General features: G+C 33.4%; 23 protein-coding genes. All 23 read left to right on the plus strand.

The features are described 5' to 3' along the window. Positions 1-111: 111 nt before the first annotated feature. The 23 genes from rfbB (at position 112) to ACFSR6_RS16885 (ending at position 23,519) form a co-directional block, all read left to right on the plus strand. Positions 112-1,164, plus strand: coding sequence for a dTDP-glucose 4,6-dehydratase (gene rfbB / locus ACFSR6_RS16775; protein WP_379080892.1), 1,053 nt, complete (start codon positions 112-114; stop codon positions 1,162-1,164). Then, positions 1,164-1,712 carry a dTDP-4-dehydrorhamnose 3,5-epimerase gene (gene rfbC / locus ACFSR6_RS16780; protein WP_379080895.1) on the plus strand — a complete coding sequence of 183 codons (549 nt, stop codon included), beginning with the start codon at positions 1,164-1,166 and terminating at the stop codon, positions 1,710-1,712. The genes rfbB and rfbC overlap by 1 nt, the downstream gene beginning before the upstream one ends. Further along, a complete protein-coding gene (rfbD, locus tag ACFSR6_RS16785; RefSeq protein WP_379080898.1) occupies positions 1,709-2,569 on the plus strand; it encodes a dTDP-4-dehydrorhamnose reductase in 861 nt (286 codons plus the stop codon). The genes rfbC and rfbD overlap by 4 nt, the downstream gene beginning before the upstream one ends. Positions 2,570-2,655: 86 nt before the next feature. Further along, positions 2,656-3,516 (plus strand): glucose-1-phosphate thymidylyltransferase RfbA, encoded by an 861-nt coding sequence (gene rfbA, locus ACFSR6_RS16790; RefSeq protein ID WP_379080900.1) that lies wholly within the window; start codon positions 2,656-2,658, stop codon positions 3,514-3,516. Positions 3,517-3,787: 271 nt separating this feature from the next. After that, on the plus strand, positions 3,788-5,071 hold the full coding sequence (locus tag ACFSR6_RS16795) for a nucleotide sugar dehydrogenase (RefSeq protein WP_379080902.1): 1,284 nt from the start codon (positions 3,788-3,790) through the stop codon (positions 5,069-5,071). 323 nt (positions 5,072-5,394) lie between these two features. Then, complete coding sequence (gene gmd, locus ACFSR6_RS16800) at positions 5,395-6,531, plus strand: GDP-mannose 4,6-dehydratase (protein WP_379080905.1); 1,137 nt, start codon at positions 5,395-5,397, stop codon at positions 6,529-6,531. A 312-nt stretch (positions 6,532-6,843) separates the two neighbouring features. After that, a complete protein-coding gene (locus ACFSR6_RS16805; protein ID WP_379080907.1) occupies positions 6,844-7,584 on the plus strand; it encodes a tyrosine-protein phosphatase in 741 nt (246 codons plus the stop codon). A gap of 134 nt (positions 7,585-7,718) precedes the next feature. Beyond that, positions 7,719-8,528, plus strand: coding sequence for a polysaccharide biosynthesis/export family protein (locus tag ACFSR6_RS16810; protein WP_379080909.1), 810 nt, complete (start codon positions 7,719-7,721; stop codon positions 8,526-8,528). A 17-nt stretch (positions 8,529-8,545) separates the two neighbouring features. Beyond that, entirely contained in the window at positions 8,546-10,915 is a 2,370-nt protein-coding gene (locus ACFSR6_RS16815; protein ID WP_379080911.1) for a GumC family protein, read from the plus strand. Position 10,916: 1 nt separating this feature from the next. Next, complete coding sequence (locus ACFSR6_RS16820; protein WP_379080913.1) at positions 10,917-11,552, plus strand: PI-PLC domain-containing protein; 636 nt, start codon at positions 10,917-10,919, stop codon at positions 11,550-11,552. Then, positions 11,545-12,174, plus strand: a complete 630-nt coding sequence (locus tag ACFSR6_RS16825) for an HAD family hydrolase (RefSeq protein WP_379080915.1) — start codon at positions 11,545-11,547, stop codon at positions 12,172-12,174. Before ACFSR6_RS16820 ends, ACFSR6_RS16825 begins: the two co-directional genes overlap by 8 nt. Beyond that, positions 12,167-12,901 carry a glycosyltransferase family 2 protein gene (locus tag ACFSR6_RS16830; RefSeq protein WP_379080917.1) on the plus strand — a complete coding sequence of 245 codons (735 nt, stop codon included), beginning with the start codon at positions 12,167-12,169 and terminating at the stop codon, positions 12,899-12,901. Before ACFSR6_RS16825 ends, ACFSR6_RS16830 begins: the two co-directional genes overlap by 8 nt. After that, complete coding sequence (locus ACFSR6_RS16835) at positions 12,898-13,236, plus strand: cupin domain-containing protein (protein ID WP_379080919.1); 339 nt, start codon at positions 12,898-12,900, stop codon at positions 13,234-13,236. The genes ACFSR6_RS16830 and ACFSR6_RS16835 overlap by 4 nt, the downstream gene beginning before the upstream one ends. Next, entirely contained in the window at positions 13,237-13,965 is a 729-nt protein-coding gene (locus ACFSR6_RS16840) for a glycosyltransferase family 2 protein (protein WP_379080921.1), read from the plus strand. Positions 13,966-13,996: 31 nt separating this feature from the next. Continuing rightward, on the plus strand, positions 13,997-15,310 hold the full coding sequence (locus ACFSR6_RS16845) for a lipopolysaccharide biosynthesis protein (protein ID WP_379080923.1): 1,314 nt from the start codon (positions 13,997-13,999) through the stop codon (positions 15,308-15,310). After that, complete coding sequence (locus ACFSR6_RS16850; RefSeq protein ID WP_379080925.1) at positions 15,303-16,196, plus strand: hypothetical protein; 894 nt, start codon at positions 15,303-15,305, stop codon at positions 16,194-16,196. The genes ACFSR6_RS16845 and ACFSR6_RS16850 overlap by 8 nt, the downstream gene beginning before the upstream one ends. Beyond that, positions 16,193-17,359 (plus strand): glycosyltransferase family 4 protein, encoded by a 1,167-nt coding sequence (locus ACFSR6_RS16855; RefSeq protein WP_379080927.1) that lies wholly within the window; start codon positions 16,193-16,195, stop codon positions 17,357-17,359. The genes ACFSR6_RS16850 and ACFSR6_RS16855 overlap by 4 nt, the downstream gene beginning before the upstream one ends. Before the next feature lie 8 nt (positions 17,360-17,367). Beyond that, positions 17,368-18,780, plus strand: a complete 1,413-nt coding sequence (locus tag ACFSR6_RS16860) for a hypothetical protein (RefSeq protein WP_379080929.1) — start codon at positions 17,368-17,370, stop codon at positions 18,778-18,780. Then, positions 18,777-19,850: a glycosyltransferase family 4 protein gene (locus ACFSR6_RS16865; protein WP_379080931.1), complete on the plus strand. Its 1,074-nt coding sequence runs from the start codon at positions 18,777-18,779 to the stop codon at positions 19,848-19,850. The genes ACFSR6_RS16860 and ACFSR6_RS16865 overlap by 4 nt, the downstream gene beginning before the upstream one ends. A 2-nt stretch (positions 19,851-19,852) precedes the next feature. Then, positions 19,853-20,377 carry a serine O-acetyltransferase gene (locus tag ACFSR6_RS16870; RefSeq protein WP_379080934.1) on the plus strand — a complete coding sequence of 175 codons (525 nt, stop codon included), beginning with the start codon at positions 19,853-19,855 and terminating at the stop codon, positions 20,375-20,377. Beyond that, positions 20,374-21,414 carry an acyltransferase family protein gene (locus ACFSR6_RS16875; RefSeq protein ID WP_379080935.1) on the plus strand — a complete coding sequence of 347 codons (1,041 nt, stop codon included), beginning with the start codon at positions 20,374-20,376 and terminating at the stop codon, positions 21,412-21,414. The genes ACFSR6_RS16870 and ACFSR6_RS16875 overlap by 4 nt, the downstream gene beginning before the upstream one ends. A gap of 10 nt (positions 21,415-21,424) precedes the next feature. After that, positions 21,425-22,543, plus strand: a complete 1,119-nt coding sequence (locus ACFSR6_RS16880) for a glycosyltransferase (RefSeq protein ID WP_379080938.1) — start codon at positions 21,425-21,427, stop codon at positions 22,541-22,543. A 1-nt stretch (position 22,544) separates the two neighbouring features. Next, positions 22,545-23,519, plus strand: a complete 975-nt coding sequence (locus tag ACFSR6_RS16885) for an NAD-dependent epimerase/dehydratase family protein (RefSeq protein WP_379080940.1) — start codon at positions 22,545-22,547, stop codon at positions 23,517-23,519. Positions 23,520-23,538 lie beyond the last annotated feature (19 nt).

Consider the following 23,538-nt stretch of genomic DNA (forward strand, 5'->3'; position numbering starts at 1 on the left):
ATGAAGTAGTGATAATTTGGACTAGTCTGTTCATTTTTGTTTTTTTAGTTCAAAAAAGAATGTTTTTTAGTTTATCTAAACTATTTTAGCATTCTATAAATCTATCATGCTGTGAAAAAAATTTTAATAACCGGAGGAGCTGGTTTTATCGGCTCTCATGTAGTCCGTCGTTTTGTTAATCACTATCCTCAATATGAGATTGTTAATTTAGATAAACTTACTTATGCAGGTAACCTGGCTAATTTAACTGATATTGAAAATAAACCAAATTATAGATTTGTAAGAGAAGACATTACTGACGCAACAGCAATTGATGAGCTTTTCAAAACCGAAAATTTTGATGCAGTAATACACCTGGCAGCGGAAAGCCATGTAGACCGTTCTATTTCTGATCCAACTGCTTTTGTCATGACAAATGTAATTGGCACGGTAAATTTATTAAATGCAGCTAGAACTTACTGGAAAGGGAATTACGATCAGAAACGTTTTTACCATGTAAGTACCGATGAGGTTTATGGCGCGTTAGGTGAAGAAGGTATGTTTACCGAAACTACCGCTTATGATCCTCATAGCCCATACTCAGCCTCAAAGGCCAGTTCTGATCATTTTGTAAGGGCTTATCATGATACTTATGGCTTAGATTGCGTGATTTCTAACTGTTCAAACAACTATGGCTCCCACCATTTTCCTGAGAAACTGATTCCGCTGGCCATTAATAATATTAAAAATAACAAGCCTGTACCTGTTTATGGTAAAGGCGAAAATGTACGCGACTGGTTATGGGTTGAAGACCATGCCCGTGCCATTGATGTGATTTTCCATAACGCAAAAACGGGCGACACCTATAACATTGGTGGCCATAACGAGTGGAAAAATATTGATTTGATCAATTTGCTTTGTACCATTATGGATCAAAAATTGGGTCGCGAAGCTGGAGAATCAGCTAAACTGATTACCTATGTTACTGATCGCGCTGGACATGATTTACGTTATGCCATTGATTCTACCAAACTGCAAAAAGAATTAAACTGGGTTCCTAGTCTGCAATTTGAGGAGGGTTTAGCCAAAACGGTTGATTGGTACCTGCAAAATGAAGATTGGTTAAATAATGTAACCTCGGGTAATTATCAATCTTATTATGAACAACAGTACAGCCATAAATAATGGAAATTGAACAAACAGGATTAAAGGACTGCTTGATTATTAAACCGAGGGTATTTGAAGATCCAAGAGGCTATTTCTTCGAAAGTTTTAATCAAAATACTTTTGAGGAGAAGACTGGCTTATCAGGAAGGTTCGTTCAGGATAACCAATCCTATTCATCTTATGGGGTAATCCGTGGCTTACATGCCCAAACGGGTGAGTTTGCTCAGGCCAAACTGGTGCGTGTTACCAAAGGAGAAGTTCTGGATGTTGCAGTAGATGTAAGGCCAAGTTCGCCAACCTATGGTAAGCATGTTGCTGTACGTTTAAGTGCCGAAAATAAATTACAGCTTTATATCCCACGAGGTTTTGTACATGGTTTTTCGGTATTGAGTGAAACAGTAGAATTTTTATATAAATGCGATAATTTTTATAACAAAGCCTCCGAAACAGGGGTAATCTATAATGATCCGGATTTAAATATTGATTGGTTAATTCCTGAAGGAATGGAGTCCATCTCAGATAAAGATCTCTTATTAAAACCATTTGCCGAACTAAAGCATATATGAGTAAATTATTAGTAATTGGTGCCGGAGGGCAGTTAGGCCAGTGTTTAAAAGTCGTTGCAGAGCGAAGAGGAATTACTGAAATAATTTTTCCTGCAGAGCAAGATGCCAACATTTTGGACGAAAGTGGTTTAAATGAACTTTTAGCCAAAGAAAAGCCTGCTTATGTGATCAACTGTGCAGCATACACAGCTGTTGATAAAGCAGAAGATGAGGTTGATCTGGCCAAAGCTGTTAATGAAACAGGGGCAGCTAACCTGGCTTCGGCTTGTTTGGCAAATGACGCGACTTTAATTCATATATCTACCGACTTCGTTTTCGAAGGGAATGAGGTGAAATTGCTTAAAGAAGATGATAAAGCCAATCCCATCAATATTTACGGTGTAACTAAACTGGACGGCGAAAAAGCGGTTGCTTCAATACTACCAGCTCATTTTATCATCCGTACCAGTTGGTTATATTCGGAGTATGCCAATAATTTCGTGAAAACGATGTTGAAATTAGGTGCTGAGCGTGATGAACTGAATATTATTGCCGATCAGGTTGGGACACCAACTTATGCTATTGATTTGGCTAATGCCATTTTTGATATCATCGCTTCTTCATCAGGTGCGTATGGTATTTATCATTACAGTAACGAAGGCGTAACCTCCTGGTTCGATTTCGCAAAAGCCATTTTTGATATCAGTGAAACAAGGGTGAAGGCAAATCCAATTCCTGGATCTGCTTATCCAACCAAAGCTACCCGTCCGGCATTTTCGGTAATGGATAAGTCTAAAATAAAAAGAACATTTAATATTGAAATCCCTTACTGGAGAAATAGTTTGGTAGAGTGTATAAAACAAATTAAAATGCAATAAATAGGAATTATTATTTCATTTAGGTCTGTCACTATCAATGATTAATGACCCAATGAACCAATGACCAATGAACTAATGACTAAAATATGAAAGGTATAATCTTAGCTGGTGGTAGCGGAACTCGTTTACATCCCTTAACCCTTGCCTGTAGTAAGCAAATGATGCCGGTTTACGATAAACCAATGATTTATTACCCTTTGTCTACATTGATGTTGGCAGGGATAAAAGAAATCCTGATTATCTCTACCCCACACGATCTTCCTAATTTCGAGAAGTTATTAGGAGATGGATTTACTTTAGGCTGTAAATTTAGCTATGCCGTACAGGCAGAACCCAATGGCTTGGCACAGGCTTTCGTAATAGGTGAAGAATTTATTGGCAAAGATAAAGTTGCCTTGGTATTGGGCGATAATATTTTTTATGGTGATGGTATGGCGAAATTATTACAGTCCAGTTCCGATCCGGATGGCGGTGTGGTATTTGCTTATCAGGTTGCAGATCCGGAACGTTATGGTGTAGTTGAATTTGATGAAAATAAAAAAGCCATTTCTATTGAAGAAAAACCAACAAATCCAAAATCAGATTATGCTGTGCCGGGATTATATTTTTATGATAATGATGTGGTAGAAATTGCCAAAAACATCAAACCTTCTCCCCGAGGAGAGTACGAAATTACCGATGTAAACCGCATTTATTTAGAACGTGGTAAGTTAAAGGTTGGCGTATTGAGCCGCGGTACGGCCTGGTTAGATACCGGAACTTTTACATCCTTAATGCAAGCGGGGCAGTTTGTGCAGATTATTGAAGAAAGACAGGGACTCAAAATTGGATGTATTGAGGAAATCGCCTATCGAATGGGATTTATCAATGCGGAACAGTTAAAGGCTATTGCCACGCCTTTAGTTAAAAGTGGTTATGGCAGTTACCTGTTGAAGCAGATTAAATAGTAGGTTCTACTATTAGTATACTCATAATAATAAATCACCAATCAATACCATGACATTGATTGGTGATTTTCTTTTGTGACATGTCATCCTGAGCGCAGCGAAGGATCTTTAAAACACAAATGCAATTTTTGTTATATAAACACTAATTGCTCTCAACGCTGTGTAATTCGTGTTTTTCTCTATGAACTCTGTTGTTAAAAGCCAACATTGAATCAGGTACAATTAAAGCTTTCCTGATTTATCTTATCTTTGGCCAATTACCGAAAGAGAAATGAATACGAAAAAGCAAATTGCGATTATAGGTTTAGGTTATGTTGGGCTGCCATTGGCTATCGAATTTGCAAAGAAATATAAAGTAATCGGTTTCGATACCAACGAGAGCCGTGTAGAAGAACTAAAACGAATAGAAGACCGCACCCATGAAGCTAAGCTGGATGACCTCAAATCCGTTTATTCTTCAGCAGATCAGGATAGAGGATTAACCTTGAGTTCGAGCTTGCCTGATCTGGCGGCTTGCACAGTTTATATTGTCACGGTTCCTACTCCTATCGACCATCTCAAACGTCCTGATCTCACGCCTTTGCTGGCGGCCAGCAAAATGTTGGGCATTGTGCTTAAAGCAGGTGATATCGTAATATATGAGTCGACCGTTTATCCTGGTTGTACCGAAGAAGATTGTGTACCTGTTTTGGAGAAAATTTCAGGCTTAAAATATAATGTAGATTTTTTCTGTGGTTATTCACCTGAGCGGATCAATCCTGGTGATAAAATCAAGACTCTCACTAAAATCAAGAAAGTAACCTCCGGTTCCAATCCGGCAGTAGCCTTAGAAATAGACCAGCTTTATGCATCTATTATCACAGCAGGTACCCATCTAGCACCAAGTATCAAAGTGGCAGAAGCTTCAAAAGCTATCGAAAATGCACAAAGGGATGTAAATATCTCTTTTGTGAATGAATTGGCCCTAATTTTTGACCGCATGGGCATCGATACAGCAGATGTGCTTGCGGCTGCAGCAACCAAGTGGAATTTCCTTAACTATAAACCTGGCTTAGTTGGAGGGCACTGCATTGGCGTAGATCCGTATTATCTTGCCCATAAATCTGAAGCTTTAGGTTATAAGCCTGAGGTAATCCTGTCAGGCCGACGGGTAAATGATAATATGGGGCTGTTTGTAGCCAATAAAGTGGTTAAAATGCTGGTAGCAAAGAATAAAGTAATTAATGGAGCCAAAGCCTTGATTTTGGGGTTTGCTTTTAAAGAAAATTGCCCTGATACCAGAAATACAAGAGTGATCGATATTTATAAAGAACTGAAATCTTTTGGTATGCATGTAGATGTATACGATCCCTGGGCCAATGCAGTTGATGTAAAAGCTGAATATAATATCCAAATGATTCAAAATGATGATTTTGGACATTATGATGTAATTATCTTAGCAGTCGCCCACCAGCAATTCTTGCATATCGATTACGCTGGTTTTAAAGCAAAAGGATCAATTATTTTCGATACCAAATCATTTATTCGCAGAGATTTGGCTGATGCAAGATTATAATATTCGATTCGTTTACCCTTTCTGTACCTTTTGTTTACCCTTTCTCTATACCAAGTTAACCCCTGGCTTACCAATCCCTTACCTTTTCTTTACCCTGGTGTTACCCATTTATTACCTGGAGGGTAAATAAATAGTATAAAAATGGTGATCGAAAGGTAAGTAATAAGATAATGAAAGCCCTGGCTAGTATGAGCTTGGTAAGTAGAATAGGTAATATAATAGCATTCTGTTCGGAAAGCGTAATCAGGCTAATCATCATTTTAAAATGGCTTATCAACCAAACAAATTATTCTGTATGTTTGTGGCCAACAAAATGGATTAATATGAAAGTTGCTTTAATTACAGGTGTTACAGGACAGGATGGAGCCTATTTAGCAGAGTTTTTGCTGAAAAAGGGTTATTTTGTACACGGTTTAAAGCGGCGCTCATCATCATTTAATACCGATCGTATCGATCACCTTTATCAGGACCAGCATGAGCAAAATGTGAGGTTTAAATTACATTATGGCGATTTAACCGATTCGACCAATCTTATCCGGATTATCCAGGAAATACAGCCAGATGAAATTTACAACTTAGCGGCGATGAGCCATGTACATGTAAGCTTTGAGATGCCTGAGTACACTGCTAATGCAGACGGTATTGGTACCTTACGCTTATTAGAAGCCGTACGTATTTTAGGCCTTACCCAAAAGACCAGGGTTTATCAAGCCAGCACCTCTGAATTATATGGATTGGTACAAGCAGTTCCACAGAGCGAAACCACACCTTTTTATCCGCGCTCTCCTTATGCAGTGGCAAAGATGTATGCTTACTGGATCACGGTAAATTACCGTGAAGCATATCATATGTTTGCCTGTAATGGTATTTTATTTAACCACGAAAGTCCGTTAAGGGGCGAAACTTTTGTGACACGCAAAATAACCAGGGCTGCAGCAAAAATAGCGCTAGGCCTGCAAAAATGCCTATATCTTGGTAATCTATCTGCGCAACGGGATTGGGGACATGCTAAAGATTATATCGAAGCCATGTGGTTAATCCTACAGCAAGACAAGCCAGAAGATTTCGTTATAGCTACAGGTATTACCACCACTGTTCGAGATTTTGTTCGGATGAGTTTTGCGGAATTGGGTATTGACGTTGAATTTTCTGGTAAAGATGAAAACGAAAAAGGTGTAATAATTGGTCTTAATGAAGAATTATTGATTCAGCATGGATTAAATAGTGATAAACTGTTTTTAGGAAGCACTATTGTTCAGGTAGACCCTAAATATTTCAGGCCAACAGAAGTTGATTTATTATTAGGAGATCCAGCCAAAGCGAAAACGCAATTGGGATGGGAACCTAAATATGACCTGAGTGCATTGGTCAAAGATATGGTCATTTCTGATCTTCATTTAATGAAAAAGGATGAATACCTGAAAAAGGGTGGATTTAAAACATTAAATTATTTCGAATAGCATGCTCGTTGATAAAGTTAAAATCAATACGGAAAAGCAATTGATAAATAATATGAGTCTTATATTATTAAATCAATATTAAATATTAAGCAAAATGTCTACATTTTGTCTGTAATAATCTACTTTTAGATCTATTATTGCTATCTTTATTTTTGTTTTAGATTTATTGCGGCATATTGTATAATAAATTAGTTTTTTTATTGTTTTATATGATAATAATTCTTGGTTTTATTGAAAATTCACTATGCTGCTTAAAAATTAGAATTAAATTAATGTACTTAATGATATCTATCCCCCATTTTCCATCAAGATATGTTTAGTTTTTTTAGCAAAAAAAATAAGGTCACCGATATTTCCTGGTTAGGAGTTGATATGCATTCCCATATCTTACCAGGTATAGATGATGGATCACCAGATGTGGCAACCTCTGTACATTTTGTAAAAAGTCTTCAAGAGCTCGGTTTTAATCAATTGATCTGTACACCGCATATTTATAAGGAGCTTTATCCAAATACACCAGAGACGATTTCTTCTGCAAAAGCGTCGTTGCAAATGGCATTGGACAATGAAAATATATCAATTAAATTGAGTGCCGGGGCAGAATATATGGTCGATCAGGATTTTACCTTGGAGGGGCATTTATGTACGTTAGATCATAAACACTTATTAATTGAGATGTCTTATTTGTCTGAAAGTCCTGGTATAAGCCAAACCATATTTGATGTAGAAATTAAAGGGTATCGCCCGGTTTTAGCACATCCCGAACGTTATACTTTCTATTTTAAAGATAAAAGCCGATTGAGGAGATTTAAAGAAAAGGGCTGTCTTTTACAATTAAATTTATTATCTGTTTTAGGATATTATGGCCGTGATGTTAAGCAATCAGCTGAGATTTTGCTAAAAGAAAAAATGTATGATTTGGCAGGTACTGATCTACATCACGATAAACATCTAGACACTTTAACTGATGCCATACATTCTGGAAAGTTACACGACTTGATAGGAAACTATGATTTTAAGAATCAAGAAATATTTAATTCTATTTATGTTTAATTGATCGTAATGCTTAACACATCTTAGCTGGGCAAATTACTTATCTGAATTAAACATTTTTAGATATTACAATTAAATGATTAAGTTTGCAAGCTATTTAAAATGGTCAATTTCATTTTGAATGGATATATCCTATGAATAAAAAAAATAATCTCAAAAAGAGCTTTAGGTTAGCTTTAATTTTAACAACTATTACTCTATCTTCCTCCTGTGTTAGTAATAAAAAAATTGCTTATTTCCAAGACATTCAAAGTGTCAACCAAGCGAAATTAGAAAATGCAGTTGCTTTCACTGAACCTGTTATTCAGCCAGATGATATTTTAAGTATTAATGTTTTTACTTTAAATCCACAGAGCGGTGTAATCGTAAATCAAGCGGCTGCTAATACCATATTAGGTGGCAGTGCTAATACGGCTGTTGCAGCACAGCAGGTAAATGGATTTCTTGTAGATCGTAATGGTGATGTGGAACTTTCTTTAATCGGAAAGGTTAAAGTGATAGGTTTAACTACCTATCAAGCTCGTGAGCTGATTAGAGAAAAAGCATCTTTATTTTATAAAGAACCAAATGTTCAACTTCGTTTTGCAAACTTTAAAGTAAGTGTTCTGGGAGAGGTAAATGCGCCTTCAGCTTATACCTTACCTAACGAAAAGGTAACGATATTAGATGCCTTAAGTTTGGCAGGTGATTTAACCATTTATGGCCGTCGTGAAAATGTGTTAATTATACGAGACAACAATGGGAAAAAAGAATTTGCGCGTCTTGATCTAAACTCTTCTGATATATTTAGTAGCCCATATTATTATCTTAAACAAAATGATGTTGTTTATGTAGAACCTAACAAACGTAAGGTTTCAGCCTCTAATTCAGCACAAATCCAAACTATTGGTGTCATTGCCTCAGTCCTTTCTGTAATTGTTATTGCAATCAGTAATTTTAAATAACTACTATATATACTTAAATGAATAATCTACAAAAAATCAAATTGACTGATAAAATTGAAGAAGATGACAGTATTGATTTATTAAATATTCTTGGTAAACTAGCTGATAAATGGCCATGGGTTATTATAAGTATTGTGTTATGTTTTTTGGTATCTTTTTTTTATGCAAAATATACTCCACCTTCTTATCAAATAACAGCAAGAGTTTTAGTTAACGATGATGAAAAAGGAGGTGGGTTAGGTAAACAAGCTGGCTCCCTAATGGATTTAGGCGGCTTGTTAGGAGCAAAAAACTCTGTTGATAATGAAGCTGAAATTCTGCGTACTAGATTTTTGATGGAGCAAGTTGTTAGGCAAATGCAATTAAATATTGTTTATTCTGTTAAGAACAACTTTAATTCAAGAGAATTATACAATGCCCCTTTTACTGTAAATATTATTAAGGGTGTAGATACAATTCAAGCTAATAAATTAAATATAAAAAGATTAGGTACAGAAAGTCTATTGTTAAGCTATAAGGATATACAAAAGGAAATAAAATGGGATCAGATTTTTAATGTTGATGGAATTGGGCTGTTAAGGATATCAACTAATCCGATTGCAAAGATGACAGATGATAATTACGTTATTGAAATCAATTCAGTAGATGAAAGGGTAGCACAATTACTTAAAGGACTGACCGTTGGGGTTTCTAATAAGCTTGTAACCATAATCGATTTAGGATTATCTTATCCTATTCCACGAAAAGGTGAAGATATTTTAAATGAGTTGATTAAAAAGTACACTACTGCTAATCTTGAAGATAAGAATGCCATTGCTGATAGTACATACAAATTTATAAAGGAAAGATTAACTAAGATCGCAGTTGAATTAGGCGATGTTGAGAATGAAGTTGAAAGTTTTAAACAGCAAAATAAGCTTTCCGATATGAGTGAACAAGGGAAGCTATTAGTTCAAAATTCTGGGCAATTTTCTTCTGAGTTAGCAAAGGCAGAAACACAGGTTACAATATTAACAGATCTGGAAAATTACTTGAAAGATGAGTCTAAAAACAAAAGGGTTTTCCCCACATCTCTTTTACCGCAGGATATGGTTTTTTCAGGTTTAATGAATCAATATAATGCGTTGCTAATAGAAAGAGACAAGCAACTGCTTAGTGTAACAGAAAGTAGTCCATTTATTCAGAATTTGGATGATCAAATTAGTCAAATGCGCAAAGGTATTTTAGCCAATATTCAAAGTACTAAAAATATATTTCTTGTTACTAGTAAGAAGTTAAAATCTCAATTAGGTAAAGCAGAAGGACAAATTAGTGGAGTCCCGCAGATTGAAAAAAACTATTTAAAACTAGCTAGAAATCAGAAAATTAAGCAAGAATTATATATCTTCCTAATGCAAAAGGCCGAAGAGACTGCAATTTCAAAAACTTCTAATATTTCGGTAGCCAAAACAATTGACCCTCCAAAATCAGGTGTTACTCCAGTTAGCCCTAAAAAAAATGTAATATATTTATTTGGAATATTAATAGGCTTTGTAATACCTGTTGCTGTTATCTTCGGTAAGGATTTAATGAATACGAGTATTTCAACAAAAGATGATATTACAAGTTTAACACAAGTTCCAGTAATAGGTGAGATTAGTCATAACTCAAGCCAAGATAATTTAGTTGTTGCAAATCAGGGTCGTTCAGCAATATCTGAACAATTCAGAGCGTTAAGAACAAATCTTACATTTTATCTTAAAAAAGCAGACGAGAAGATTATACTGCTGACATCCAGTATGAGTGGTGAGGGAAAATCATTTACAGCTATTAATTTGGGCAATATATTGGCTTTGGCAGGAAAAAAAGTGCTATTGATGGAGCTAGATTTAAGAAAACCGGGATTATCTGCTAAATTGTCAGTAAATAATGATATTGGTTTTAGTAATTATACAATAAGTCCGGATATCCATATAATGGATATTATCAAACCCTTAAATATTAATAAAAACTTATTTATTATATCTTCTGGGCCACTCCCGCCAAACCCAGCTGAAACTATTTTAAGTGAGCACACACCTATTCTAATAAATGAGTTAAAGAAACAGTTTGATTATATCATTATGGATGCCCCTCCAATCGGGATTATTACTGATGCCCAATTGCTTTCTGTCTATGCAGACGTTACTATTTATTTAGTTAGGCAAAAAGTGACACAGAAAAGTCAACTAAAGATAGTAAACGATTTATACCTTAACGGAAAAATTAAAAACATTGGAATTGTTGTAAATGACATTCTCAGTAAGTATTATGGATATGGATATGGATATGGAACCTATGGTGAGCAGATACACAAAACATTTCTTGAAAAAATTAGCACTTTTTTTAAAGAATTAATTAAAATTTAATATGGAGATTATAAGCCATAGAGGCTACTGGATTAATGCTGAAGAAAAGAATACTGATTTAGCTTTTGCAAGATCATTTTCAAATCAATATGGTACTGAAACAGACATAAGAGACTATTGTGGAGAACTGGTCATTTCACATGATATTGCTAACGGGAATTCATTAAGTATTGATCACTTTTTCGAAATTTATATAAATAATATTTGCTCGGGTACATTGGCTTTAAATGTTAAAGCAGATGGTTTACAAGAAGTAATTAAAAATAAATTGACTAAACATGGCATAGAAAACTATTTTTTCTTTGATATGTCAATACCAGATACATTAAACTATATCAAACACGGGCTTAATATATATTCAAGGCAAAGTGAATACGAACCTACCCCAGCATTTTACACCGAATGTCGGGGAATTTGGTTAGATGCTTTTGTAAATATTTGGTTTGATGCAAATTTAATAAATAGCCATTTAAGCAATGGAAAAAAAGTAGCCCTTGTTTCCCCAGAGCTTCATAAAAGGGATTATTTTTCTTTTTGGCAAATGCTTAAAGATCAAGGATTTCATTTTAAAAATGATATTATACTTTGTACTGACCTTCCAGATCATGCGAAAAAATTTTTCAACGAAAATGAATAAAATAAAAGCAGTTATATTTGACATGGACGGTGTATTGATCGATGCTAGAGAATGGCATTACGACTCACTTAATGCCGCCCTGAAGATATTTGGCACAGAAATCAGCAGGTACGATCACCTAGTTACTTTTGACGGTCTTCCTACAAAAAAGAAATTAGAAATGTTAAGCATTGAGGGAGGATTGCCTTATGGATTGCATGGTTTTGTTAATGACCTTAAGCAGCAATATACCTTAGAAATAGTATATGCTAAATGTAAACCTGTATTTCATCACCAATATGCTCTTTCGAAATTAAAATCGGAAGGATACAGGCTGGCCGTTTGTTCAAATTCGGTTCGAAAATCAATTGAGATTATGATGGATAAGGCTAGCCTGAGTCAATATTTAGATTTTTTCCTTTCTAATCAGGATGTTGTTAAAGGTAAACCTGATCCAGAAATTTATAACAAAGCAATGGAACGAATGGGATTGAAACCAGAAGAGTGTTTAATTGTTGAGGATAATGAAAATGGGATCAAGGCTGCAATCGCTTCAGGGGCACATCTTTTGAAAGTTGAAAACCCAGATGACGTTCATTATTTTAACATTATTAATCGCATAAAAGAAATAGAAAATGCTTAAAATTATAATTCCATTAGGTGGATCGTCTGAGTTATTTACAAAAGCTGGATACACTTACCCAAAGCCTATTATAGAAATTGGGGGGAAATTGATGATTCAATGGGTGATTGAAAAAACAATATCTATTCCTGAACCAAGTCAGATCATTTTCATTATTAGAGAAGAAGATGCAACTAAATATCATTTAGATAACACGCTTAAATTGCTTTCGCCAAGTGCTCAGATTTTAAGGCTGAAGAATGAGACAAATGGCGCTCTGTGTAGTGTGTTGATGGCGATTGATAATATTGAGAAGGAAGATAGTATTATCATATTGAATGGGGATCAGATAATTGATGCTGACTTTAATGAAATTTATAACTACTGGAAGGCGGAAGATGCCTCTGCAGGAGTGATCACTTTTAAATCAGTTCATCCAAGGTGGTCTTATGCAAGAATTGAAGATAAGGTTATAGTGCAGACTGCAGAAAAGAATCCAATTAGCCATAATGCAATTGCAGGTTACTATTATTTTAAACGTGCCGAAAGTTTTTTCAAGAACGCTTTTCAGATTATCCTAAAGGATGTGCAGCTTAATGGTAATTTTTTTATATCTCCTGTGATGAATGAATATGTTCTGGACAACGAAAAGGTGCTGAACTTCGAGATAGATGCCAATAATTATCATTCCTTTTATTCACCACAATTAATAAATGATTTCGAAGCAGAATTAAAAAATAAGTTATGAAACAGGAACCCGAAGTACTGAAATTATCTGACATGATAAAGGGATGGTTTATAGGGAATTTTGAACCAAGCGCTTATCAGACTAATGATGTTGAAGTTGGAATAAAAAAGTATGATGCTGGGGATTATGAATCTAGCCATTATCATAAAATCGCAACTGAGTTTACCATAATTTTGAACGGATCGGTTGAAATGAATAACACAATTTATTCTGATGGAGATATTATCAAAATATTGCCAGGAATATCAACGGATTTTAAAGCTTTAACTAGCGTTACTACGGTAGTTGTAAAAATCCCAGGGGTTAATAACGATAAATACATAAAATATAAATAAATGAATATTGTAATACCTATGGCTGGTTTAGGCAGCCGATTTGCTAAAGTTGGTTATGAAAAGCCAAAGCCATTCATCGATGTTAATGGAAAGCCTATGATTTCAAGGGTTCTAGAAAATTTAACATATCCAGGAGCAACATACTATTTAATTGCCAGAAAAGAACATATTGAGTCCAATCAACAACTGGTAGATGAAATCGAACAGAAATATAATGCAGTATTTATTGGTATTGATAAATTAACGGAAGGAACGGCATGCACGGTTTTATATGCACATAAATTTATTAATAATGATAGTCCATTATTAATCGCAAATTCCGATCAAATTGTTGATGTTTCTATCGAAGAGTATATAAATGATTGTTTGAATAGAAAATTAGATGGTTCAATTTTAACCTTTTCTGATATTGAACTTAACCCAAAATGGTCTTTTGCTAAAATAGATGAACATGGCTATGTAACAGAAGTGCAAGAGAAAAAGGCAATATCTGAATATGCTACTGTTGGAATATATTTTTTTAGTAAAGGTAGTTACTTTGTTGAGGGTGCAATTGATATGATTATTGAAAATGATAGGGTCAACAACGAATTCTATACTTGCCCAGTTTATAATTATAATATCAAGGATGGGAAAAAGATAGTTATTTTTAATATAGAAATGGATCAAATGCATGGTTTAGGTACTCCTGAGGATTTAAGTCTATTTTTACTTAATAGTTCTTTATAAGATCTTATGATCAATCATTTTAAATATCCAAATGTTAAAGAATATCAGTAAAAGTAAGCTCGAATACTTTCGAAATTTATTCTTTTCCTATTTATCACAAATAGCTGCGGGCTTAACTTTATTTATAGCCACTCCTTTTTTAATAAAAGGTTTAGGATTACAATTATATGGCGTATACGCGTTAATATTTTCCTTCAATTCATATTTCAACTTAACAGATATTGGGTTATCCACTTCTCTTATTCGTGAAACTGTAAATGGCGTCATTAAAAATGACTTAACAGGTGTAAAACTTGCACTTAACAGTACTATATTTTATTATATTGTAACATTTATTTGTATACTTTTTTTGAGTATAGCACTTCTTGACCCGAGATTAGGAAATCTCGGGCGATTTCTCATTAAAGATACTAAACTTGTAAACACTTTCTATAATGCCTTTCTTGTTGTAATATTAACTTTCTTTCTAAATCTTGTCATTCAAATTTTTGACGCAGTTTTACAAGGCTTTAATAAGATTTATATAAACAAAAGAATCAAAGCAATTAGAAATTTACTTGAATGCGCTGGATTTATATTGATTTCTATTTATCACCCAAATATTTTTTTACTGTTATTCGTCAGTTTAAGTTTGGCATTTTTGCATTTAGCTTACCTTTACTCGGTATTCCATAAAATCACCAAGATCAAGCTAAATATAAAGGACAGGGATTTAGTAGTGTTTAAAAATCTACTAAAACAGGGAATATGGTACTTCATTGGTTCTTTTTCTGTGGTTTTGATTTTTAATACTAATATATTTATAATTTCAAGTGTGCTTGGTATCCAATATGTTGGGATATTTTTTGTATATAACCGTTTTTTTGAAGTTATAAGAACAGGATTTGTAACCTTAACTCAGACATTATTCCCTAAGATTGCTGAAATGAAATACAAGGGTGAAAATGTGAAATTACTCAATCTTTTTTTCAAAATCTGGATAGGCTTAGGTGGTTTATTACTGGTTATATTTTATCCGTTGCAACATTGGGGTTTATTAATTTTCCAGCATTGGTCTAAACTTCAAAATGTAGATAGTAGGCTCTACTTTTTCTTTTTAATCTTTAATTCATTTATTATCTGGGATAACTGTCCGTCGATTTTTATTGGTGCAATTGGTGAGCAAAAAAGACAGGCTATGGTATCAATTCTCCAAGGCATAATCAATGTCGTATTAGGTTATATCCTAATAAAAAATTATGGCCTGGATGGCGCAATTGTCTCGTCTATTATAGCCTTATTAATTACTAATATATGGTATAATGTATATTTTTTAAATAATAAACTTAAATATGCAAATGGATAACAGGCCGATAATTTATATACCACTTTATAATGCTGAGGATTGGTGTCGAGAATTAATTCTTGATCCGGGTTTTAAATATGTTGCCTCTAATAACTGCTCCACAGATGATTCTGCCAATATCTTAATTAAAAAGGGAGTTGAAGTGATCAACCAGCATCATAATTTGGGTAGAATTGGCAATTGGCAATTTTGTATTGATCATTTTAGAGCTTCTGAAGGCGAATGGATGAGCTTTTTATTTACAGGTGATTCATTCGTTCCGAATGCTTCAAAATATTTTTATGATATTATTCCAGATACTCAAGATGCTAATATCATAATATTTCAATATGACATTATTGATGATGTAATATCTTCTACCAGAACCTTAAATCATACAAGATTGCTAGGACCCCATGAGTCTCTTGTTCTTGCTGTTGAGCAAGCAAACTGGTACGGTGGTGTGCTAGGCAACTTTATAAATAAAAAGGCATTTTTTGGTCCTTATAGATTTAGCGAATTGGGCTGGGCGGCAGATTATAAAATGTTTGTTGATTTATCAGCGAATGTGAAAATTTTTTATAGCCCACTTACTATAGGAAAGTTTGATGCTAAAAGCAGATTATATTTTAAAAAATTCAAATACGATATACAGTCGCTTTACGAGGAAAACCTAGTTAAATGGGATGCTATTTCCAAACTGGAGAAAATTGGGTATAGCAAGCAAATGCTAAATAGGCTAAAATATGTACTTGGATTAAAGGTGAAGATTTTGGAAATTCGTTTTGCTTACAAATCGGCCAATTCGTTTTCTGATTATTTTCTTATGCTTCTCAGGTACAATCCATTGGTGTATTTAGAGTACTTTATTTATAAGATGCTTAATAAAAATATAATTCTATTATGAAGAGGGTGCTTTATGTTTTTGGAGGAGAAAAAGCTTCTGGTGCTGAAATTGTAATTGAAAGGCTGATGAAAAATAATCAAGATGAGGTTGAGTCCCATCTTTTTATAGCACCAGGTAATTTTGCACATAATCTACAGCAGTTAAACAAGCCTTACAGGATAACAATAGTTGACCAATTAAAAAAGCTAAATAGGAGTTCAAGCGGGGCGTTAAGCTTCTATCTAAAGGCGCTCAGTAATTATTTTGTGATTTCTTATATGGTATATAAATATATCATGAGGTATAAAATTAAAGTTGTACATGCTAATACGATAGTGCCCGCTTCATACCTACTGCCTGCAATTTTTTTTTCAAAAATTTTTAGTAAAAAGATCACTTGGATCTGGACAGATCACGATTTAAAGTATTATTCTGCGCTTGATAACAAGCTATCAAAACTTTGTGCAAAATTTTATAGTATAACATTTGTCGTTTCTAATGCTGTTAAAAGTAAATATAAAAAATCGGGAAAGATTGAAATTCTTTATAATGGATTGGAGGAAAATTCATTTTCAGAAAGTTTACCTCTTAGAGAAATATTTAGGATGGAACATTCGATTATTAACTCGCAGCTTGTTTTCTTAATAGCAGGTGCTATTGGGCCTCGGAAAGGACAGCTCTTGCTTATAAACGTTTTTAAAAAGTTATATGTAAAATATTCTAATATTATACTGTTCATTGCTGGAAGATTTGGCGAAGACGACCATGATTACAATCAAAAAGTTAGGGACGAACTGGTAGATGTAAATTATATTCGATATATAGGTATGGTTGATGAAATGAATAAACTTTATAATGGATGTGATATTATTCTAAATAACAGCAATATAGAAGGTAGTGAACCTCTTGGCACGAGTATTTATGAGGCGATGGCTTGTGGAAAGGTTGTCGTTGCATCGCGTACGGGTGGTACTGAAGAAATTGTTAGTCACTGTGAGGATGGATTTATATTCGAACCTGAAAATGAAGAATCTTTATTTAACCAACTAGAACAGATTATTGTTAATTTTTCTGAGTTAGGAAATATTAAGCAACAGGCAAAAGTTAAAGTATCTCAAAAATTTAATATTTTAACAATGAAGAATAAATATAATAACTTTATTGCTGGTCTCTGTATTAAATAACGTAGAATATGTTCGAAGGACTTGAAGATGAGGTTTTATCAAAAATATACATTGATTCCATTATTTACATTATTGGTGTTACAATAGGACTAATATTAATTTTTAAGAGATATAGATCATATTTAAGATATTATTTAATATTTTTTCTAATTATTACTTTTTCTGGATTTAATATTTTTATAAAACCTGTACAAGATTTTAATATTCCTATTCCTAGAACAGTAATTTATTACTTAAAAATTATTTCAAGCGCATCCTTATACGATATCTACATTTTTGGAGCGTTTCTATTTATTTTATTCAAATATTTAAAGCAAAAAAGGAATCCGTTTCGTAAAAATGATTTTTTATCATTGCTTTATCTAAGAGACATTATAATCTTCATTATTGGAATTCTTGGATCAATATTATATCAAAAATATGGAGGAGAAGTGGAGTGGAGCGTTATTAACCGACAGCTCAGGGGAATGTTAACTGGTTTGGTTGTATTATATTCGGTTCAAAAGGTGATAACAAATATTACTGACGAAAGCGATATGTATAAACTTTTAAATACCTTAAGTGTGTTAACACTTATCAATATTATATCTGAAATTATATCGGCAATGATATTAAGAGGTATTACTTGGGAGCGCGGCGGACATAGTATTTTTATGATTGATTCTGTAAATACATATTTATTAATGATTTATGGAGCTATATTGTTTGTGAACTCTAAGTGGAATAATAAACTATTTAAGTTTACTGGTTTATTAATTGTAATTCTACTCATTTTAGATTTTTATAAAATAACATACCTTCAGCTAGGTTTAACAATAGCTATTTTTGTTTTTGCAGCAGTTGTTGGTTTTTCAGTTTTACCTCGAAGAATCGCATTGGTATTTCCGTTGTTTATTATAGGGTTTTCAATTTTCTTGATGCAGTTATTTGCTCCTAATACAACAAACACTGTAGCCCTGCAAACACGTGCTGGCCAGCTTGATGGGGTTTTTGAAGCTTTTGATAAAAACCCACAGAATATATTAATAGGAATTGGACCAGGTGGTTTGTTTAAGAAGCAGACCCTTACTGAAGATGGTGGTGAAATTAAAGCTATTGAAATTGAAAATACTAAGTTCGCAAACCTTCAGTATGCTTTTCAGGTTCCTTTCTTTTTTCAAATAAAGCAAGCTGGCATCATAGGAGGAATTCTAACGATCGCATTTTTTATTATGCAAATGAGAAGGGGGTTTAAGTTGATAAAGATTCATTGGTATCTAGCTTGTTTAATGTTTATAATTGCGATAACCTGCTTAACTTCCGAAGGAATATCTTATCCAGATCCACAGGTTGCTGTTTATTATGGAATGGCTTATCTTTTTCTCACATTTAATATTAAGATTTATTTACAAAAGGCTAGACCTAACGTAGTCGCATTATGATATATATAAATGGTAGGTTTTTGGGGCAGCGTACAACTGGTGTGCAGAGGTTTGCTCTGGAAATTGTGAAAAAACTTATTCTAATTGACAATTCAATTAGAATAATTGTACCAAAAGAGTTTGCAACCTCCCTATCTTCACAAGTTAAACAGGAATTTTTATCTAATTTAATTTTTTGGGGTAAAGGAAATGGGCTGATTTGGGAACAGGTAATACTACCATTTTATCCAAAAAAGAGTAAGTCTGTTCTACTGAATCTTTGTAATTCTGCGCCTATTTTATGGGCCTCTAAATTAACATGTATTCACGACATGTCTTATAGGGCAAACCCCCAATGGTTTTCAAAAGAATTTAGAAATTATTATGCCTTTCTAATCCCTCTTATTGCAAAAACATCAAAGCGAATTTTGACAGTTAGCGAATTTTCAAAATCAGAAATTATTAAATATTTGGGTATTAGTGAATGTAAAATAAAAGTTGTTTATAATGCCTGTGCAGATATTTTTCGTAATGAATCTTTTCCTTCTAATAAACTCTACCAAACTAAAACAATTGTCTTTGTAGGGTCTATTGAACCAAGAAAAAATTTAATAAGCCTTTTAAAGGCATTTTCAAAAAACTTATCACCTGACATAAAATTAGTAATAGTAGGATCTAAAAATTCCAATACATTTAATTCAGCAGGGACGGAGGAGTTAAATGATTCCAGAATTACGTGGGAACAATCATGCACAGATCAAGACTTAAAGGAGATTTATTTAAAATCTGATATATTAATTAACTGTTCACTTTACGAAGGTTTTGGTGTGCCGATCATAGAAGCTGCAAATAATGGATGTATTTTAGCACTGTCTGACATACCTTCATTCAGAGAAATTGCTGGAGATTCTGCTGTTTATTTTGATCCACTAAATATTGATGATATAGGATTTACTATTGCTAGATTAACAAGCGACTCAACCCAAAATTTAGCTCTTTTAGGGAAAAAAACTTATCAAAACCTTAGTAATAAGTATAGTTGGGAACGTTCGGCAGTTTCAATTTATGAGATTTTAAAGATAAATTTTTAGCGATGGTTAGTGAATCACTACAGGATCTGAAATTCCTGAAAACAAGGTTTAATGTTAATCCAATTTTGGCAATTTTGACAAATAGGGGATTTCATGCACTATTTTTTTACAGAATTTCGAATAAACTGTATCGGTGGAAAATTCCAATTATCCCATTAATTTTAACGAGAATTATACAAGTTTTTTATGCAATCGACATTGATTTCAAGGCAGAGATTGCAGGTGGGATAATCATTATTCACGGTGTGGGGATTGTTATTGGTCAAGGGGGAAAAATTGGTACAGGTACAATTATCTATCATGGCGTAACTTTAGGACGAAAAAGACAACTTATTGAAGTTACCACAGGTGATGGGTATCCTGTAGTTGGTGAAAACTGTGTACTCGGAGCAGGTGCAAAACTAGTTGGGTCAATTAATGTGGGCGCAAATTCAATCATAGGACCAAATGTTGTTTTGATGAAGAGTGTTGCAGAAAATAGTTTAGTCAAAAGCCCTGACCCATTAATCTTAAATAAATATAAATGAAAAGAGTTCAATGGTTAGACTCCCTTAGGGGGATTGCTGCAGTATTGGTGATGATAATGCATATTTGGGAAATCATTGTTTTAAAATATGCAGATCAATACAACCCGTTTTTTAAAGAGATTACAAATTTTCTGGTAATTGATTTTTTTAATTTCGGTAAAATTGGTGTCGCAGTATTTTTCCTGGTTAGTGGATATGTAATTCCTTATAGTTTAAAAGGAAAAGATTTAAAGCACTTTGCAGTGTCTCGATTATTTAGACTTTATCCAGCATATTGGCTGTCGATCATTATTTTTATATCAATAATGGGACTGCCCCCAATAATTCAATTGATCTTTAATTTCACAATGTTTCAGAAATTTTTTGGATTTGAGGATTTGATAGGTGTGTTTTGGACATTACAAATTGAATTGGTTTTTTACTTCATTTGTGCTTTATTATTCTACTTCAAAAAACTTGATGATTCCAATTTTCTATTTAAAGCAACTGTTTTACTTTTATTTGCGACTTTAATCTTGTCATTTTTCAGATTTTATTATGAAATAAAGTTACCAGTTGCACTACCCTTAGGATTATCAATCATGTTTATCGGCTTGCTAATCAGAGATATTCATGATGGGGTCGAACGGGTAAAAAAAAAATTAGATTATAAAATAATAATTTATTTTGCAATTTTCTTGCTTCCAATTTGCATATTGGCTTATAATAAAGATTATGGGTTTCACGAAACTTGGTATAAATATTTCTTATCCTATATGTTAGCTGTAATTATATTTTTTTTGTTTTTGTTCAAAGGGTGGACAAATCGGTTTACCCAGTTTTTCGGTAAAATAAGTTATTCCTTATATTTATTGCATCCGATAACAGCACTTATTATTACCCCAATGATTATAAATAAATATCCTATATTATCATCTCCATTATGGTTCACGATTATTGGAATTGTTCTTTCTGTAATTATTGCTACATTATGTTACTATTTTGTGGAAGAGAGGTTTGTAAAAATTGGGAAAAGACTAATAAATAAATACAGATAGAAAAAAGTAGATGAAAATAGCAATAATACAAGAGTGGCTGATGGCAATGGGGGGATCTGAAAAAGTGGTGAAAGCAATTGCGGATATTTTCCCCGAAGCAGATATTTATGCTTTAGTTGGTGACGATGCCTATCTCAAAGAACAAGGCTTTGTTCAACAGAAGATAAGGACTTCAATTATCCAAAAAATGCCTTTTGGTAAGAAAAAATACAAATCTTACTTGCCCCTTTTTCCGTTTGCAGTTGAACAATTTGATCTGAGTGAGTATGATATTATTATATCTTCAAGCCACGCGGTAGCTAAAGGAGTGCTAACTACTGCAGAGCAATTACACATTACTTACTGTCATTCTCCAATTAGATATGCATGGGACCTTCACCACCAGTATTTAAAGGAAGAGAAATTAGGATTTGGCATTAAAGGGCTTTTAGCAAGGTACTTTCTTCATAGAATAAGAATTTGGGATATAGTTTCTGCTAATAGACCTGATTATTTCATTAGTAATTCTAATTTCATAGGTAGAAGAATTAAAAAGATATATAATAAAGAATCAACTACGATTTATCCACCTATTGAAGTAGAAGATTTTACATTAGAAATGGTAAAGGATGATTACTATGTAACCTCGTCTCGAATGGTACCATATAAAAAAATGGATATTATTGTTGATGCTTTTGCAAAAATGCCAGATAAGAAACTTATAGTAATCGGAGATGGTCCAGATTATAATAAAATTAAGGAAAAAGGGGCTCCGAATATTGAATTTAAAGGGTATTTACCTTTTAAAGAACTAATTCTGCATTTGCAGAAAGCTAAGGCTTTTGTGTTTGCAGCAATAGAAGATTTTGGTATGCTACCTGTTGAGGCTCAGGCATGTGGTACGCCTATGATTGCATTAGGGAAGGGCGGAAGTTTAGAAACAGTAAAAGATGGCATAACAGGGGTTTTGTATTTTGAACAGACATCAGAATCTATAATAAATGCCGTTGCTAAATTCGAAACTATGACATTTAATTATCTCGAGATAAGAAAACATGCAGAAACATTTAGTTTTATAGAGTTCAAATCACAATTACTTAATTTTATAAAAGAAAAGGCTGAATTAAAATGGCCAAATTTAAAATTTTAATATGAATCATTTAATTTTTGGTGGATCTGGGTTTATCGGAACACATTTGAAAAAATACATTCTCTCGCTGCAAAATCCGGATGATACTGTTTTTAGCTATGATATTAAGCATAAGGTGAGCGAGGACTTTGAGTTCTTGGATGTGAGAAAACCAATACATATAGAACTTAACAACATTAGTAATTCTATAATTTATAATTTGGCTGCTATTCATACAACACCTGGGCATGCAGATGAAGAATACTACGAAGCTAATATATTAGGAGCAGAACAAATTTGTGATTTTGCTCGTAGGAATAATATAAATACAATTGTATTTACAAGTTCTGTTGCAGCTTATGGAACAGGAGAACGATTTAAATCTGAAGATTTATTACCTATGCCAAATGTGCCATATGGGATCTCAAAACTAACAGCAGAATATATTCAAAAACTATGGCAGGCAGAAGATCCCGTTAAGCGACGTCTATTTATTGTTAGACCAGGAGTAGTTTTTGGTGAAGGTGAAGGGGGAAATTATACCAGATTATATAAAAGTATAAAAAAAGGTTTCTTTTTTTACCCTGGTAGAACCGATACCATTAAAGCTTCAGTATATGTGAAAGATGTTGCCAGGATATTATATCAGGGCGGACAACCAAATGGTGATAATGTTCAAACATTTAATTTAAGTATAGAACCAATACCGACAATTAAAGAGATATGTGAAACAATGGCAGAAGCTACTAATCTTAAAAAACCAACTTTAAGAGTCCCATCTTGGTTCTTAAAAACAGTTGCGACCACTGCATATTACAGTGCAAGATTGATTGGTAAAGACATAAATGGAATCCATCCTGATCGTGTAGATAAATTGATTATTTCTACAAATATTTCAGGAAAAAAACTAGAATCCTCGCCATTTAAGCTAAAGTATACTTTAAAGGAAGCTTTACAGGATTGGTATCGCGATAGAAAAAACACTGGCTTGGAATAGCCGTTGAACAAAAAATTAA

Source organism: Pedobacter vanadiisoli (assembly GCF_042684385.1).
In the GTDB taxonomy this organism is placed as follows: Bacteria; Bacteroidota; Bacteroidia; order Sphingobacteriales; family Sphingobacteriaceae; genus Pedobacter; species Pedobacter vanadiisoli.